The organism is Lysobacter sp. CCNWLW3 (genome assembly GCF_036697405.1).
Taxonomy (GTDB): domain Bacteria; phylum Pseudomonadota; class Gammaproteobacteria; order Xanthomonadales; family Xanthomonadaceae; genus Lysobacter.
Genome location: NZ_JBAHWA010000015.1, coordinates 1 through 17,305, shown reverse-complemented (window position 1 = coordinate 17,305; position 17,305 = coordinate 1). Strand labels below are relative to the sequence as shown.

Here is a 17,305-nt window from a genome sequence, read left to right as displayed (position 1 = left end):
GGACGGCCCGCGGTTCGGGGGAGATCGCCAGGTGCATGTCCAGACGAACGGCCCAAGGCCCGCGACGGGGTTGGCGGTTCATGGCCGGCCGGTCAGGCTATCCTGCGTCCTGCGTTGTAGAAACATGAACGATCCAGAGGCCTGTAGCGGTGCAGACAACCGGAAGGCCAGTAGCAGGCGTCGACGCCGGGGTGCCCGGGACCGGGGACGAACTCGCGGGCGCGCTGCGCGACGGGCTGCCCCCGGGCTCGCAGGTGGTGGTGCGCTGGCTGGACCCGCGTGGCGCGGCCGGCGGCTCGGCCGCGGGCGCCGCGCCGGAATCGGCCGCGGCCGCCGAGCGCATGCTCGACGGCCACGGCGCGGAGCCCGAACGCCGCGACCGCCTGCAGGCGGCCTGGACCCTGGACGACGGCACCCGCCTGGCGCTGTGCGCGCAGCTGGGCGCGCCGCTGGCCGACAGCGCGCGCGCGCCCTGGCTGGCGCTGGCGCAGCGCCTGGTCGCGGCGCAACTGGCGGCGTCGCGCGCGCAGGCGCGGGCCGAATCGCTGGAGAAATCCGAGCGCCTGCAGCAGGCGCTGTACGAGATCGCCGACCTGGCCGGCTCCGATCTGGACATGATCGAGATGCTGCGCCGCATCCACGGCGTGGTCGGCGGCCTGATGTACGCCGAGAACTTCTACATCGTGCTGTACGACGACGTCCGCGACAGTCTGCGCTTTCTGTACTTCGCCGACCGCATCGACACCTACATCGCCGAACCCGAGCGCGAGATCCGCGCCGCCGAGATGCCCAACAGCCTGACCCTGGCGCTGCTGCGCCACGGCGAACCGTTGCAGGGCTCCTCGGCCTCGATCCGCGAGCAGCTCAACGTCACCCAGGACCTGACCCACGGCCCCGACAGCGAGGACTGGCTGGGCGTGCCGATGCGCCGCGACGACCGCGTCTGCGGCGCGATCGTGGTCCAGAGCTACGACCGCCCCGGCCTGTACGGCGACGAGGAGCGCGCGCTGCTGGCCTTCGTGGCCCAGCACATCCTGACCGCGCTGGACCGCTTCCGCGCCCGCGAGGAACTCGAGCGCCGGGTCGCCGAACGCACCCAGGCCCTGCAGCTGAGCAACCGCGATCTGCAGGCCGAGATCATCGAGCGCCAGCGCGCCGAGCGCCTGCAGCGCGCGCTGTTCCGGATCGCCGAACTGTCGATCACCTCCGAAACCCTGGAGCGCTTCTACGCCCAGGTCCACGACGTGGTCAGCGAACTGCTGTACGCGCGCAACTTCTACATCGCCCTGATCACCGACGACGGCGACCATCTGGAGTTCCCGTATTCGATCGACGAGCGCGACTCGACCCGCGAAAGCCGGCGCCTGGCCGCCGGCCTGACCGAGTACGTGATCAAGCGAGGCCAGGCCCTGCTGGCCGACCGCAACCGCATCGCCAGTCTGGAGGCGGCCGGGCTGGTGCGCAGCCTGGGTTCGCAGGCGCATTGCTGGCTGGGCGTGCCGCTGTTCCGCAGCGACCACGTGGTCGGCGTGATCGCGGTGCAGAGTTATTCGCCGGCGATCGCGTTCACCGTGCGCGATCAGGAGCTGCTGACCTTCGTCGCCCACCACATCAGCAACGGCCTGGCGCGCAAGCAGACCCAGGACCGCCTGGTCGCCGCGCATTCCGAACTCGAACAGCGCGTGGCCTCGCGCACGCGCGAGCTGGCCCAGGCCAACACCGAACTGCTGTCGCAGATCGGCGAGCGCCTGCGCGCCGAACAGCAACTCACCCACCAGGCCCTGCACGACGCCCTGACCGGGCTGCCCAACCGCGGCCAGCTGCTGGAACGCCTGGAGACCGCGATCGCGCGCGCCCAGCACGATCCGCGCCGCCAGTTCGCGGTGCTGTTCCTGGACCTGGACCGCTTCAAGCTGGTCAACGACAGCGTCGGCCACTCGGCCGGCGACGAATTGCTGATCGAGGCCGGGCGCCGCATCGTCGCGGCGGTGCGCGCCGACGATACCGTGGCGCGCCTGGGCGGCGACGAGTTCGCGATCCTGGTCGACAACATCGACGGCCTGCGCGTGGCCGAGGAGCTCTCGCACCGCATCCTGCGCGCGCTGGGCGAACCGTGCTGGGTGGCGGGGCGCGAGGTGTTCCCCTCGGCCAGCCTGGGCATCGCCATGTGGCACCCGCGCTACCGTACGGGCGCCGAACTGCTGCGCGACGCCGACGCGGCCATGTACCGCGCCAAATCGGCCGGCCGCGACCGCTGCGCGGTGTTCGACGAGGCCATGCGCGAACACGCGGTACGCATCCTCGATCTCGAGGCCGACCTGCGCCGCGCCATCAACGGCGACGGTTTCATCGCCTACTACCAACCGATCGTGCGCCTGAGCGATCGCAGCATCATCGGCCACGAGGCCCTGCTGCGCTGGCGCCACGAACGCCGCGGCCTGCTGCTGCCCAACGATTTCATCGGCCTGGGCGAGGACAGCGGCCTGATCGAGGAAGTCGACTGGCTGCTGTACGCGCAGGTCATGAAGCAGCTGGCCGAGGGCGGCGAGGGCTATGTCTCGGTCAACGTCTCGCCCAGGCATTTCCGCGCCGCGGATTTCGCCGACCGCTTGCTGCGCATGATCGACGAGGCCGGCGCCGATCCGCACCGCTTGCGCATCGAGATCACCGAGGGCGCGCTGCTGGACGACGTGCCGCGCGCGTTGCGCATGCTGCGCACGCTGCGCGGCCACGGCGTGCTCGCCCAGCTGGACGATTTCGGCACCGGCTTCTCGGCGCTGTCGTATTTGCACCGGTTCCCGATCGAGTGCCTGAAGATCGACCAGAGCTTCGTCGCCGGCCTGGTCGGCGAGACCCGCCCGGAGAGCGTCGCCGTGGTGCGCGCGATCCAGGCCCTGGCCGGCACCCTGGGCATCCACACCATCGGCGAGGGCGTGGAGAACGATGCCCAGCTCGCGGCCTTGCGCGAACTGGGCTGCGCTTACGGCCAGGGCTATCTGTTCGGGCACCCGGCCGAGCGCGCGCAGGCGCCCCTGCGGCAGGCGCTCACTCGCTGACACTGACCGCGGTGGACGGCGTGTCGCCGGCGATCTGGCGGCGCGCGCGTTCGATCAACTGCACCAGTTCGCGGCGCTGGCCCCAGCGGTCGTCGAGCTTGCTCGCGCGCGCGGTCGCCTCGATCCTGTCCCAGCCCCAGCCGTCGGAGCGGCTGCCGCCGCGCAAGGCGTCGGCGAAGGCGGCCACCGCGGCGGCGAAGCGCATCGACTCGCCGGGCTGGACGCGCAGCTGGCTGCTCAGGATCGGGGCTTCGATCAGGCGGCTGGCGTCCTGTCCGGGGCGCTTGTAGCGCAGCTTGAGGTTGGCGATCTCGCCGCGCTTGCCGGCCTGCGCCACGGGCGCTTCGCGGTAGCGCAGCGCCGGCAGGCGCGCGGCGGTCGAGCCGACCGGGGTGAGTTCGTACAGCGCGGTGACCTCGTGGCCGGCGCCGATGTCGCCGGCGTCGACCTTGTCGTTGTCGAAGTCCTCGTGCTTGAGCACGCGGTTCTCGTAGCCGATCAGGCGGTACTCGGAGACCAGGGCCGGGTTGAACTCGACCTGGATCTTGACGTCGCGGGCGATGGTCAACATGGTCGAGCCCATTTCCTCGACCAGCACCTTGCGCGCCTCCTGCAGGGTGTCGATATAGGCGTGGTTGCCGTCGCCGACGTCAGCGAGTTTTTCCGACAGCGCGTCGTTGTAGTTGCCCTGGCCGAAGCCCAGCGTGGTCAGGGCGATGCCGCTCTTGCGCTGGTCGGCGACCAGGGTTTCCAGGGCGTTCTGGCTGACCGTGCCGACGTTGAAGTCGCCGTCGGTGGCCAGGATCACCCGGTTCACGCCGTCCTTGACGTAGGCCTGCTTGGCCATGGCATAGGCCAGGCGGATGCCGTCGCCGCCGTTGGTGCTGCCGCCGGCCTGCAGGCGGTCCAGCGCCTGCAGGATCTCGCCCTGGCGGTCGCCCGGCGTGGGCGGCAGGACCAGGCCTGCGGAACCGGCGTAGACCACGATGGAGATGCGGTCCTGCGGGCGCAGCTGTTTGGTCAGCAGGCTGAAGGCGCTCTTGAGCAGGGGCAGCTTGTCGGGCTGGTCCATCGAGCCGGAGGTGTCGATCAGGAACACCAGGTTGGCCGGCGGCAGGGTCGCCTTGGGCACGTCATAGCCCTTGATGCCGATCATCAGTAGCTGGCGTTGCGCGTTCCACGGCGCCGGCGCCAGTTCGGTGGTGACCCGGAACGGCGTCTCGCGCGAACTCGGGGCGGGGTGGCCGTAGTCGAAGTAGTTGATGAACTCCTCGGCGCGCACCGCGTCGGCCGGCGGACGCAGGCCCTGGTTGAGCATGCGCCGCACGTTGGCGTAGCTGCCGGTGTCGACGTCGATCGAGAAGGTGGACAAGGGCTCGTCCGCGGTGCGGCGCACCGGGTTGTCCTCGCGCGCGGCGTATTTCTCGGTGTTGGCCGGTTGCGGCGACACGTTGCCGATCAGGCCGATCGCGGCCGGCGCCGACATCACGGGCGTCGGCGCTTCCATCTGCACCCGCTTCATGCGGCTGCCGCTGACGTCGACGCGCTGGAGTTGCGGCGGCGGAGCGAGCTGGTTGGGCGCATAAGCAGCGCGTCGATGCTCGGACGGCGGCGCGGGCGGCGCAGGCGGGGGCGCCACCAGCGACAGTTCGACATGCTCGCTGGCGGCTTTGTCGGCGGCGGTTGCGGCGGCGTCCGCGGCGTCCGCGGCGGCGACGGCAGCGGCGGTCGCTTCGCGTATCGCCGTCACCTCGGCGGCGGAAGGCGTGCTCTGGGCGGCGTGGCGTTCGCTGCGCGCCCCGGTTTCGCCGGCGGCGGGCGCCTCGTCGCGGGTGCTGGTGTGGCAGGCGCTGAGCGCGAGCGCGCTGAGCACGGCGGCGAACAGGAGGGAGCTCGGATACGGCGGCGGCTTGACGTTCATGCGGGCGGTTCCCAGGGAGGTCCTGGGTCGAAACGCATGGTGTGGGGAAGCGGGGTTAAAGGTTTTCTCAATCGTGTGCGGCCTCACCCCAACCTCTCTCGCCCTTGCACACCCTTCGGGCGCCGCGAGCGGGAGAGGGGCAATAGGTAGGGTGTGGTGAGCGCAGCGAACCGCACCATCGCGACGGTGCGGTTATCACCGCACCCTACGTCGCCCGATTCCCTTCTCCCGCCTGCCGGAGAAGGTGCCCGCAGGGCGGATGAGGGCGTCGTGCGAGGTTGGAGCGATGCGCTTGCGCCGGCCCTCACCCCAACCCCTCTCAGCCTTGCACACCCGTCGGGCGCCGCCAGCGGGAGAGGAGCTAAAGCAGCGTCACGCTACCGGATCGCGAATCACCAGCAAGCGCTGCTCGGTCATGTCCTCGATCGCATAGCGCACGCCCTCGCGGCCCAGGCCGGAATGCTTCACGCCGCCGTAGGGCATGTTGTCGACGCGGAAGCTGGGCACGTCGCCGACGATCACGCCGCCGACCTCCAGCCGGTCCCAGGCGCGCATGGCGTGGTCGAGGCGGCCGGTGAACACGCCGGCCTGCAGGCCGAAGTCGCTGTCGTTGACCTGGGCCAGGGCCTGGTCGAAATCCTCGAACGGGGCCATGAATGCGACCGGGCCGAACACTTCCTGGCGGAACAGGTCGCTGTCGCGCGGCACCTGCTCCAGCAGCGTCGCCGGCAGCATGTTGCCGCGGCGTTCGCCGCCGGCGATGAGCTTGGCGCCGCCCTTGCGCGCGGCCGCCACCCAGGACTCGATGCGCTTGGCCGCGGCCTCGTCGATCACCGGGCCGATGAAGGTGCGCTCGTCGCGCGGATCGCCCATGCGCAATTGCGACACCGCCGCCTTGAGCTTCTTGCGCAGCCGGTCGTAGATCGCCGCGTGGGCGTAGATGCGCTGCACGCTGATGCAGCTCTGGCCGCTTTGGTAGTAGGCGCCGAACACCAACCGCTCGACCACGTGATCCAGCGGCACGCCCGGGTCTTCGTCGATGATGCAGGCGGCGTTGCCGCCCAGTTCCAGGGTCACCTTCTTGCGGCCCGCGCGCGCCTTGAGTTCCCAGCCGATCAGGCCGCCGGTGAAGCTGAGCAGGGCGATGCGTTCGTCCTCGGTCAGCGCGCCGGCGTCCTCGTTGGAGCAGCAGATCACCGAGAACGCGCCCTTGGGCAGGTCGGTTTCGGCCAGGACTTCGCCGATGATCAGCGCGCCCACCGGCGTCTTGACCGCGGGCTTGAGCACGAAGGGGCAGCCGGCGGCGATCGCGGGGGCGACCTTGTGCGCGACCAGGTTGAGCGGGAAATTGAACGGAGTGATGAAGCTGCACGGGCCCACCGGCACGCGCTTGACCATGCCGCGGTAGCCGCGCGTGCGCTGGGAGATCTGCAGTTCGATGATCTCGCCGTCCAGGCGGGTGGCTTCGCCGGCGGCGATGCGGAAGGTGTCGATCAGGCGGGTGACTTCGCCGCGTGCGTCCTTGATCGGTTTGCCGGCCTCGATGCACAGGGCCAGCGAGAGTTCCTCGTGGCGCTCGCTGAAGCGGCGCACGCAATGTTCGAGCACGTCGCGGCGCGCATCGGGCGGGAACGCGGCCATGGCCTCGCGCGCCTTGTGCGCGGCGACGATGGCCTTGCGCACCACCGAGGCGTCAGCGAAGGCGACGCGGGTGGCGACCTTGCCGCTGTACTTGTCCAGCACCTCCAGGTCGGTGTTGGCCGCGACCGGGCGATTGGCGAGGTAGTAGGGATAGCTGCTCTTGAGTCCGGAAGCGGGCTTGGACTTGGAGGAGGACTTGGCCATGGCGGATTCCGATTGCGAGCGAAAGAGGGGCGTGGCGGCGAACGCGGCGCTCAGCGCACCGCCGCGCTCAGGCGCGGGATGTCTTCGTTGAGGATACGGTCGTCGTCGGCGTAGTCGATCGGCACTTCGATCAGGTCGACGCCGGGCGTGTCCAGCGCGTGCCGCAGCAACGGCAGGAACTCGTCCGTCGTGCCCGGACGATGGCCGCGCGCGCCGTAGCTTTCGGCGTATTTGACGAAGTCCGGGTTGCCCAGGTCCATGCCGAAGCTGGGATAGCGTTCGTGCGCCTGCTTCCACTTGATCATGCCGTAGGCATCGTCGCGCAGCACCAGCACGGTCAGGTCCAGGCCCAGGCGCACCGAGGTCTCGATCTCCTGCGAGTTCATCATGAAGCCGCCGTCGCCGCAGACCGCGAGCACGCGCCGGTCCGGATGCACGATGCGCGCGGCCATCGCCGAAGGCAGGCCCGCGCCCATGGTCGCCAGCGCGTTGTCCAGCAGCAGGGTGTTGGGCCGGCGGCAGCGGTAGCCGCGCGCGAACCACAGTTTGTACAGGCCGTTGTCCAGGCACACGATGTCGCGCTCGCCCATCGCCGTGCGCACGTCGGCGACCAGGCGCTGCGGCACCAGCGGATAGCGGGGGTCGGCGTTGCGCTCGTCGATCTGCGCATCCAGGGCGCTGCGCACGCGGTCGAAGAAGGCGAAGTCCCAGTGCGGCTGCGGCTCGATCGCCTCGGACAGCTGCCAGACCGCGTTGGCGATGTCGCCGATCACTTCGATCTGCGGGAAGTACACCGCATCGACCTCGGCGCCGGCGTAGTTGACGTGGATCACGGTGCGCCGGCCCTCGCGCATGAAGAACGGCGGCTTCTCGATTACGTCGTGGCCGATGTTGACGATGCAGTCGGCGGCGTCGATGGCGCGATGCACGAAATCGTGGTCGGACAGGGCGGCGTTGCCCAGCCACAGCGGGTCGGTCTCGTCGACCACGCCCTTGCCCATCTGGGTGGTGAAGAAGGGGATGCCCAGCTTGGCGATCAGGGCGCGCAGCTGGCGCGCGGTGGCTTTGCGGTTGGCGCCGGCGCCGATCATCAGCAGCGGATGGCGCGCGCGCATGATCGCGGCTGCGGCGTGGGCGATGGCCTTGTCCTCGGCCAGCGGGCGGCGCGAGTACGAGGCCGGGATCAGGCGGGCCTCGGTCGGGTCGGCGGCGATGTCCTGCGGCAGCTCCAGGTGGGTCGCGCCGGGGCGCTCCTCCTCGGCGCGGCGGAAGGCCTCGCGCACGCGCGCCGGGATCGCGTCGGCGGACACGATCTGGCGGGTGTACTTGGTCAGCGGGCGCAGGGTGTCGACCACGTCGACGATCTGGAAGTGGCCCTGCTTGCTGGTCTTGATCGGCTTCTGGCCGGTGATCATCAGCATCGGCATCGCCCCTAGCTGGGCGTAGGCCGCGGCGGTGACCAGGTTGGTCGCGCCCGGGCCCAGGGTCGACAGGCAGACGCCGGCCTTGCCGGTGAGGCGGCCGTAGGTGGCGGCCATGAACCCGGCGGCCTGTTCGTGGCGGGTCAGGACCAGCTTGATCGTGGAGGTGCGCAGCGACTCCAGCAGGTCCAGGTTCTCCTCGCCCGGAATGCCGAACACGTACTCCACGCCTTCGGCTTCGAGCGCGGCGACGAACAGATCGGACGCCTTGGTCATGCGGGACTCCGTGTTGGGCTGCGCCCGAGTCCTGCGATCCTCGCCCAGATCGTGTTAGCGGTGGGCGATGGCGAGGCGCCTTGAGCGGAACGGTGCGTCGCATGGGCGGGGGCGCCGGCCGTTGACGCCATCGTCGAGTGCGAGGTGGCGTTATCGCGGCTTACGCCGCTCCCACAGGCGCAGCGGCGGCGCTGCGGCGGGGCCTGCGCAGGCCCCGGGTTCCCGGTGCCGCCGCTGTGGGAGCGGCGTGAGCCGCGATGAATCCCGCTTGCGGCGCAACTCGTATCGAGCAGCGTCTCAGGCGGCCGCGTCGTCGTCCCCGCTCTCGACCTTTACCCGCAGCCGTCCGTCCTGGACGCGCGCGCTCAGGCGGTCGCCGGGCGCGGCATCCAGCACGCTGCGCACCACCTGGCCGTCTTCGCGCTGCAGGATCGCGTAGCCGCGCGCGACCGTGGCCAGCGGGCTGACCGCCTCCAGCGAACGCGCCAGCCCGCGCAGGTGCACCGCCTGGTGGGCGAGGCGGCGCAGCACCGCGGCGCGCGGGCGCTGGGCGAGCGCGCCCAGGCGTTCGCGCAGGGCCGCGATCCGGCGTTGCGGATGGGTCGCGCGCAGCACCGCGTCGGCGTGGCGCAGGCGCGCGCGTTCGCGTTCGAGCCGGCGCTGCCAGGCCGCGTGCAGGCGGCGCAGGGCCTCGGTTTGGCGCAGGCGCAGGGCCTGCAGGCGCGCCTGCGGTCGCAGCGCGTTGAGCCGCAATGCGGCGCGGTCGGCGCGTTGCATGGCCTGGCGCAGCCGCTGCAGTTGCAGATTGCGCAGGCGCGCGTCGAGCTGGCGCAGGCGGCGCTGCAGCTCGTCGCGGTCCGGCGCGATCAGTTCGGCCGCCACCGAGGGCGTCGGCGCGCGCAGATCGGCGGCGAAATCGGACAGGCTGAAGTCGGTCTCGTGGCCGATCGCCGACACCACCGGCACTTCGCAGGCGGCGATCGCGCGCGCCAGGCGTTCGTCGTTGAAGGCCCACAGGTCTTCCAGCGAGCCGCCGCCGCGCGCCAGCACCAGCACGTCGTAGCGCCCCGAAGCGGCGGCGCGCTGGAGCATGGCGGTGATCTGGGCGGCGGCGCCTTCTCCCTGCACCGGCACCGGCAGCACCTCGGCCTCCAGCAGCGGAAACCGCCGCGCCAGCACGCTGAGCACGTCGCGCACCGCCGCGCCGCTGGGCGAGGTGATCACGCCCACGCGCGCCGGGAAGCGCGGCAGCGGACGTTTGCGCTCGGCGTCGAACAGGCCCTCGGCCTGCAGCCGCGCCTTGAGTTCCTCGAAGGCGCGCCGCAGCGCGCCTTCGCCGGCCTCTTCCATGTGGTCCAGCACCAGCTGGTAGTCGCCGCGCGCCTCGTACAGGGTCAGGCGGCCGCGCGCGAGCACGCGCAGGCCCTCGCGCGGGACGAACTTCAGCCAGCTGCTCTTGGGCTTGAACATCGCGCAGCGCACCTGCGCGCGCGCGTCCTTGAGGGTCAGGTACAGGTGCCCGGAGGATGGCCGCGACAGGTTGCCCAGCTCGCCCTCGACCCAGACCAGCGGGAAGCTGTCTTCCAGCAGATTGCGCGCCAGGGTGTTGAGCTGGCTGGGCGAGAGGACGTGATCGGGCGCGACGGCGTTCATGTTCGGGCGGGGATTACGGCCGGATACCGTACTGCTTTTAGGGCCGGGATTGGGGATTCGGGATTCGGGATTCGTTAAAGCCGGGATTCGCGTCGCACGGGCGAATCCGCCCGCCCGGCCTTACAATGGCGCCATGAATTCCGACGCTCCCTTGCCCTGCGCCCATACCGGTTTCGGCCCCTTGCCGCGGCGCCTGACCCGCAGCGTGCGCATCGGCGCGGTCGAGGTCGGCGGCGGCGCGCCGGTGGTGGTGCAGTCGATGACCAACACCGACACCGCCGACGTCGCCTCCACCACCAAGCAGGTCGCCGAGCTGTGGCGCGCGGGTTCGGAGCTGGTCCGGGTCACGGTCAACACCGTCGAGGCCGCCGCGGCGGTGCCGCGCATCGTCGACAAGCTGGCGATGATGGGCATCGAGGTGCCCATCATCGGCGACTTCCACTACAACGGCCATCAGCTGCTCACCGCCGAGCCGGCCTGCGCGCAAGCGCTGGGCAAGTACCGCATCAATCCCGGCAACGTCGGCTTCGGCAAGAAGAAGGACAGCCAGTTCGCGACCCTGATCGAGTTCGCGATCAAGTACGGCAAGCCGGTCCGGATCGGCGCCAACTGGGGCTCGCTGGACCAGGCCCTGGCCGCGACCCTGATGGACGAGAACCACGCCCGCGCCGAACCCTGGGACGCCGGCCGGGTGCTGCGCGAGGCCCTGATCCGCTCGGCCCTGGACTCGGCCCAGCGCGCGGTCGAGATCGGCCTGCCGGCCGACCGCATCGTGCTCAGCGCCAAGGTCAGCGGCGTGCAGGAACTGATCGCGGTCTACCGCGAGCTCGCCAACCGCGGCGACTACGCCCTGCACCTGGGCCTGACCGAAGCCGGTATCGGCAGCAAGGGCATCGTCGCCTCCAGCGCCGCGCTCGGCGTGCTGCTGCAGGAAGGCATCGGCGACACCATCCGCATTTCGCTCACGCCCGAACCGGGCCAGGCGCGCAGCAACGAAGTCGTGGTCGCGCAGGAACTGCTGCAGACCATGGGCCTGCGCGCGTTCACCCCGATGGTCACCGCCTGCCCGGGGTGCGGCCGCACCACCAGCACCTTCTTCCAGGAACTGGCGCAGAAGGTGCAGGAGCACGTGCGGGCGAAAATGCCGGAGTGGAAGATCAGCCATCCCGGCGCCGAGAACCTCACCCTGGCGGTGATGGGCTGCGTGGTCAACGGCCCCGGCGAATCGCGTCACGCCAATATCGGCATCTCGCTGCCGGGCACGGGCGAAGCGCCGTCGGCGCCGGTGTTCGAGGACGGCGAGAAGACCGTGACCCTGCGCGGCGAACGCATCGCCGACGAATTCGTCGACCTCATCGACCGTTACGTCGAACGCAACTATGGCGTTCGCGCAGCGGGCGCCTGAGCCCTTGGCCGACGGCGCGGCGCTGAAGCAGGAGGCGCGCTTCGGCGCCGCCTTCCTGCGCCGGCACGGCCTGCGCCTGCTGCTGGTGTTCGCCGGCCTGCTGCTGCCGCTGTGGGCCTTCGCCGAATTGGCCGACGAGATCCACGAGCAGGAAACGATCCCCTTCGACGAGCCGATCCTGCGGTTCGCGCACTCGCTGGCGGGCGAAGGCTTCGATCGCTTCTTCGTCGCGATCAGCAAGATCGGCTACCTCTACGGCGTGGTCCCCTTCGATATCGTCCTGGTGCTGGGGCTGAGCTTGCTGCGGCGCTTCCGCGAAGCCACCTTCGCCGCGATCGCGCTGGGCGGTTCGGCCCTGCTCAACATCGCCGCCAAGCAGGCCTTCGCGCGCGACCGGCCCTCGCTGTGGGAATCGATCGCGCCCGAGCACAACTACAGCTTCCCCAGCGGCCACGCCATGGGCTCGGCGACCTTGGCCTGCGTGCTGACCCTGCTGGCCTGGCGCACGCGCTGGCGCTGGCCGGTGGCGGCGGTCATGGCCGCCTTCGTGCTCGTGGTCGGCCTGTCGCGGGTCTACCTGGGCGTGCATTACCCCTCCGACATCCTGGCCGGCTGGTCGGTGGCCACGGCCTGGGCGGTGGCGGTCTACCTGCTGGCGTTCCGCGGTGGGGTGGGGCCGTGGCGCCGGTCGGAATGAGCAAATTCGGCGCATTCGATCCGTCTTGCGCCGGATTGTGACCGCTATCAAAATAATCAACAACTTACGTCGTCCATAGGGGTCGCGCTACGCGCGAGTGGCCGGCGGTATTGCGGTGAGGGGACCGCTTTCCATGTCGAACGAACCTGCTGCCCGCGCTCCGTTGGGGCCGATCCTGCTGTTGTCCGCCGTCGCCGGCTTGCTGCTGCTGCAAGCCGGGGTCCTGATCTCGGGCAGTTTCGCCGAACCCGGCACCGGAGGCAGTTTGCCGCCCACTGCCTTGTTCGCAAGCGATCCGGAGTCGGATCGGGTATCGGCGATCGGCGCGGAGTTCCGGGTCGACGAAAGCGGCGCGGCCACCTATAGCGTGCCCTTGTATTCCGTCGCGGGCACGGCCGGCGTCGCTCCTAAAATGAGCCTCAATTACTCCAGCCAGGCCGGTAACGGCGCCCTGGGCAAAGGCTGGTCGATCGGCGGGCTGTCCTCCATTTCGCGCTGCCGCGCCACGCGCGAGGCGGGCGATTTCATCGAGAACGGCCAGCCCATCGACGGCAGCCCGCCGCCGGTGAATTTTTCCGCCACCGATAAGTACTGCCTCGATGGGCAGCGCCTGATCGCGTATGCCGGTACCACGGACGCTTGCCCCAGCGTCGCCGGCTTCACCACGTCGGGCTACCGCACCGAGCTGGAGTCCTTCCAGCGCGTGTGCGCCTACGCCGACGGCGGCGCCAATGGCCCGTCCTTCTTCACCGTCGAACGCAAGGACGGCTCGACCTCCTGGTACGGCGATCGCGACAACAGCGCCAGCGCCAATCGCGCGGACGGCTACGTCAACAGCAACGCGCCCGGCAAGGAAGGGATGGCACTGACCTGGGCGCAAACGCGTTTCCAGGACTCCACCGGCAATTACATCGACTACGTCTACCACGAAGGCCTGGACGGCGTGGCCGGCGAACACCTGATCCACAAGGTGCGCTACACCGGCAAGACCGTGTTGGCCGGCCAGTCCGCGCCGGCCTCCACGCCCTACGCCGAGATCGTCTTCAACTACAGCGCGGCACCCGCCTACCGGGCGTACATCGCCGGCGGCTTTACCCAGCTGGCGCACCGTCTGGACAGCATCACCTCGACGGTGGACGACGACTACGACGGCAGCTACGCCACGGTGCGTCATTACGCGCTGACCTATGCCTATGGCAGCTCCGCCCAAACCCTGACGCAACTGCGCGAGTGCAACGACAGCGCCCAGCAGATCTGTGCGGCGCCGACCAGCTTCAACTGGAGCCAAAGCTACACCGACAGCCGCGGCTTCTTCGAAACCCAGGAGTCTTCCGGTTCGATTCCCAACGGCAGCCTGATCAAGTTCGAAGGCCTGAAATTCGGCGACATCGATGGCGACGGCCGCCAGGACCTGGTTTGGATCAAGGACGGCCAGACCGGCGAAGCCTGCGGAACCGAAAGCATCTATGTGGCTTTCAGTCGTCAGGATCCAAGCGGCAAGCCCTATTTCACCGTCGGCAATCCGGTCCTGTGCAGTCCGTACGAGCTGAGCTGGGAGGAATACGAGGGCGACGCGAGCTGGTTCCTGCTCGACTACGACGACGATGGGCGCGACGACCTGTTCCTCAGCGGCACGCCCAACTGGGTCGGCTATCGCTCCAACGGCGACTATAACCAGCCGTTTCAGACCAGCGTGAATCTGTTGGCCGAGCTGGCCCAGCCGATCCCGGGTGCCGGTTCGGTGAAGAAGGCCGAGCCCCAGCACGCCGACGTCAACGGCGACGGCTTGATCGACTTGGTCTATCCGCGTTCGGGCAGCATGTACGTGCGGGTGATGGAGCGCGGCGGCAGCTATGGCTATCGCTGGGGCAACGAGCGCCTGCTCGCGGTGGTGGATGCGCAGGGCAATCCCCAGACGGTGTACGGCCTGTACCGCAAGAACAACTACCAGCAGCTCAACGATTTCAACGCCGATGCGCGCTCGGATCTGCTGCTCGAGGTCGGAATAGCATGTTCGAGCGGCGGCGGCCCCGGGCCGATCGGGCCGGGGCCAGGACCGGGAGATCCGCCCCAGCAACCCAAGAGCGAGGCGGTCGCGTACAGCGAGGCGACGCCCAGCACGACCGTCGCGTGCGTTCCGGTAATGCCGTTCACCGTCGAACAGATCACCGCTACCGGGGTCACCGCCAGGGCCTATGGCACAGGCCGCTTCTCCGGCGGCACGGATGTGATGAGCTTCGCAGACATCAACGGCGACGGCCTGACCGATTACATCTATCACGGCACGACCACCGGCGTGCCCACCTACGCGATCAATACCGGCGTCGGCTTCGGTCCTGGGGGCAATCTGGGCCTGGGCATCGTCACCGCACAGGTCCAGGTCGCCGATGTGAACGGCGACGGCCGCGCGGACGTGCTGTACCCCGGCACCGACTATCAGCGTTTCGTGGTGCGCTACGGCGATCCCGCAGGTACCTTCTCCTCGCCCATCGCGCTGCCCAACGTGCTGACCGGTTGCGGCGACACCATGTGCCTGCCGCGCCACAGCTACTTGTTCGGCGACTACGACGGCGACGGCAACGTCGACTACATGCGCGTGCGCTGGGACGATTCGACGTCGCCGATTTATTTCTCGCGACCGGGGCCCAGCAATCGCTTCATCCCGCGCGACGTGATCACTCGTTTCACCAACGGTCTGGGCGCGGAAACCGACATCGGTTATGCGCCGTTGATCAACAAGGATCTCTATCGTCCCGCTGTATCCAGTACGCGCAATGCCGCAGTCTGGGGGCGCGGCTCTCCGGTGCGCGACGTGCTGGGCCCGGCCTATGTGGTCTGGCGCGCGGCCAGCAGCGCACCGAAGTCCGGAGCGCCCGAAGCCAAGGCCACCTTGTACTACCGCTACGCCAATGCCCTGATGCAGGCTGGCGGTCGCGGCTACCTTGGCTTCGGCAGCATCGAAACCATCGACGTCAACCACAGCAGCGGTTACGTCGTCACCGGCAGTACCTATCAGCAGAACTATCCCTACATCGGCTTGCCGCAGCGGACCGTGAAATCCGTGGTGGCCGATGAGGCCTATGCCTTGCCGGCATGTTTGACCGGGCCGGTCAACGACGCCTGTTTCGCGCCGCGCGGACAGGCGTTGCCGCCCTTGGGCGGTAGCTGGTTCTCGGACAAGGTCCAGGTGTGGTGGGCCACCGGTTTGGGTTTCCAGGCCGGTGTGCAGGCGCCCCTCCATGTCGCTACGGGAAGCACCGAGGAAAAGCTACGCGACCCGTTCACCGCGATGGTGACCAGCCGCACCACTTCGGCGTTCTATTACACCGGCCATGGCAACGTGAACTGGTCTGAGGTGAATACCTATACCCAGAGCGAGTCGGCGCCGACCTCGACGGTCATCACCAACAACAGCTACTCCGACGATCCTGCGCGTTGGCGCCTCGGACGCCTCAATACGAGTTGGGTCGAGCATCGTCGAGCGGGTAAGCCTAACGTCGCGCGCGTGACCACATTCGGTTATGCGATGGGCGGCGCCGCCACCGGTCTGTTGACCGAGGAGCGCACTCAGGTCACGGGTACTGCCGACCAGGACCTGCGCAAACTGTATTTCTACGACGATTATGGCAACAAGACCTACAGTCTGACCTGTGCGGGGGTGTCCTCGGCCATCTGCAATACCTCGCCGAACTTCCGCTCGACCGATCCCAATGAGGTCGTGCGTTACAGCAAGGTCACCTACGACAGCCGCGGCCGCTTCCCGATCAAGACTTCCGAGCCGTTCTACAACGGCTCCACGCAAGTGGAGCGCGACACGCTGACGGTGTTCGGGCGCAACCGCTACGGCGCCGTGACCGAGGCGATCGACGGCAACGGGGTGCGCGTGGTGGCCGAAAGCGGTGCCCTGGGCCGGGACTACGCGACCTGGAACCAGACCTCGCCCACCTCCGCGCCGGGCAGCGGCGGAGCCTATGGCTATACGCGCTACCGCTGGTGCGGGACCGGCGCGGGAGCGGTGAGTTGCCCGGCCGGCGCGCGTTTCCGCCAGGAGACCACCGCGACCGCAGCGCCGGCGTCGTGGACCTACTTCGACATGCTCGGCCGCCCGCTGATGAAGGCCAGCGAAACCTTCAACGTCGGCGTATCCGGCAAGGACATCTCGGCGGTCTGCACCGAATACGAGGCGGCGGGCAAGCCCCTGCGTACCTCCAACCCGTTCTTCCTGTCGGGAACGGTCGGCAGCGCCGGTCCCACGGTGTCCGCGGACACGTGTACGGCCGGACGCGACTGGACGACCACTACCTACGACCTGATCGGCCGCCCGCGCTTTGTGACAGCGCCCGACGGAGCGACCGCGCAGAACTACTACTCCGGCCCTTGGACGGTCGCGATCGATCCGCGCGGCAATCAGATAACCACCACGCGCAACGGTCTGGGCGAGGTGACCACGGTCACCGACCCGAACTACCACGGCCTGAGCAATTACTACAATGCGGATGGCACGGTCAGCAACGTCAATCGCGATGCCGGGCGCGGCGCCGTGGTCAACTACTTCCAGTACGACGTACTCGGCCGCAAGGTGCGGCAGACCGATCCCGATGCGGGCGAAACCACTTATCAGTACAACGCCGCCGGCGAGGTGGTCGTCGAGCAGGACGCCGCGGGCAATCGCACCGAAAACCTTTACGACGCCCGCGGCCGGGTCTGGCGCAAGACCGTGCGCCTGGCCGACGGCAGCATCGAGTCGCAGTCCACCTACCACTACGACACCGCCGCCAACGGCGCCGGCAAACTGGCCAGCGAGACCGTCACCGGCGCCTACGCGCAGTGGGCGGGCGGGGTCGGAGGCGGGCCGCAGCTGAACTTCAGTCGCAGCTATCAGTACGACGTCATGGGGCGCGTCAAGCGGGTGGAGACCGTGATCGACGGTGCCACCTACGTCGCGCAAACCGAGTACGACGAACTTGGCCGGCCCTGGTTGTCGCAGGACGCGTCCGGCCGCTGGAGCAAGGTGGAGTTCAACGCGCGCGG

8 protein-coding genes are annotated in these 17,305 nt (G+C 69.1%); 4 read left to right on the top strand and 4 right to left on the bottom strand.

Translation table 11 applies throughout. The features are described from left to right. Positions 1-191 precede the first annotated feature (191 nt). A complete protein-coding gene (locus tag V1318_RS17690) occupies positions 192-3,056 on the top strand; it encodes an EAL domain-containing protein (protein WP_332941062.1) in 2,865 nt (954 codons plus the stop codon). Here V1318_RS17690 and V1318_RS17685 read toward each other — a convergent pair. The 4 genes from V1318_RS17685 to xseA all read right to left on the bottom strand — a co-directional run bounded on the left by V1318_RS17685 (position 3,046) and on the right by xseA (position 10,172). Then, complete coding sequence (locus tag V1318_RS17685) at positions 3,046-4,977, bottom strand: VWA domain-containing protein (RefSeq protein ID WP_332941061.1); 1,932 nt, start codon at positions 4,975-4,977, stop codon at positions 3,046-3,048. The genes V1318_RS17690 and V1318_RS17685 overlap by 11 nt on opposite strands. 372 nt (positions 4,978-5,349) lie before the next feature. Next, positions 5,350-6,822 (bottom strand): aldehyde dehydrogenase family protein, encoded by a 1,473-nt coding sequence (locus V1318_RS17680; RefSeq protein ID WP_332941060.1) that lies wholly within the window; start codon positions 6,820-6,822, stop codon positions 5,350-5,352. A 50-nt stretch (positions 6,823-6,872) separates the two neighbouring features. Continuing rightward, on the bottom strand, positions 6,873-8,519 hold the full coding sequence (locus tag V1318_RS17675) for an acetolactate synthase large subunit (protein ID WP_332941059.1): 1,647 nt from the start codon (positions 8,517-8,519) through the stop codon (positions 6,873-6,875). A 297-nt stretch (positions 8,520-8,816) separates the two neighbouring features. Then, on the bottom strand, positions 8,817-10,172 hold the full coding sequence (gene xseA, locus V1318_RS17670; protein WP_332941058.1) for an exodeoxyribonuclease VII large subunit: 1,356 nt from the start codon (positions 10,170-10,172) through the stop codon (positions 8,817-8,819). A gap of 133 nt (positions 10,173-10,305) precedes the next feature. Between xseA and ispG the strand changes: the two genes are divergently transcribed. The 3 genes from ispG to V1318_RS17655 all read left to right on the top strand — a co-directional run. Beyond that, a complete protein-coding gene (gene ispG / locus V1318_RS17665) occupies positions 10,306-11,577 on the top strand; it encodes a flavodoxin-dependent (E)-4-hydroxy-3-methylbut-2-enyl-diphosphate synthase (protein WP_332941057.1) in 1,272 nt (423 codons plus the stop codon). Next, positions 11,552-12,274: a phosphatase PAP2 family protein gene (locus tag V1318_RS17660; protein WP_332941056.1), complete on the top strand. Its 723-nt coding sequence runs from the start codon at positions 11,552-11,554 to the stop codon at positions 12,272-12,274. Before ispG ends, V1318_RS17660 begins: the two co-directional genes overlap by 26 nt. Positions 12,275-12,407: 133 nt before the next feature. Then, positions 12,408-17,305 (top strand): FG-GAP-like repeat-containing protein (locus V1318_RS17655; protein ID WP_332941055.1); only part of this gene is annotated, 4,898 nt, incomplete at its 3' end.

Excerpts from the sequence above, each read along its gene's own strand:
- V1318_RS17680 (WP_332941060.1), bottom strand. The coding sequence starts at position 6,822 with ATGGCCAAGTCCTCCTCCAAGTCCAAGCCCGCTTCCGGACTCAAGAGC.
- ispG (WP_332941057.1), top strand. The coding sequence starts at position 10,306 with ATGAATTCCGACGCTCCCTTGCCCTGCGCCCATACCGGTTTCGGCCCC.
- V1318_RS17660 (WP_332941056.1), top strand. The coding sequence starts at position 11,552 with ATGGCGTTCGCGCAGCGGGCGCCTGAGCCCTTGGCCGACGGCGCGGCG.
- V1318_RS17685 (WP_332941061.1), bottom strand. The coding sequence starts at position 4,977 with ATGAACGTCAAGCCGCCGCCGTATCCGAGCTCCCTCCTGTTCGCCGCC.
- xseA (WP_332941058.1), bottom strand. The coding sequence starts at position 10,172 with ATGAACGCCGTCGCGCCCGATCACGTCCTCTCGCCCAGCCAGCTCAAC.
- V1318_RS17675 (WP_332941059.1), bottom strand. The coding sequence starts at position 8,519 with ATGACCAAGGCGTCCGATCTGTTCGTCGCCGCGCTCGAAGCCGAAGGC.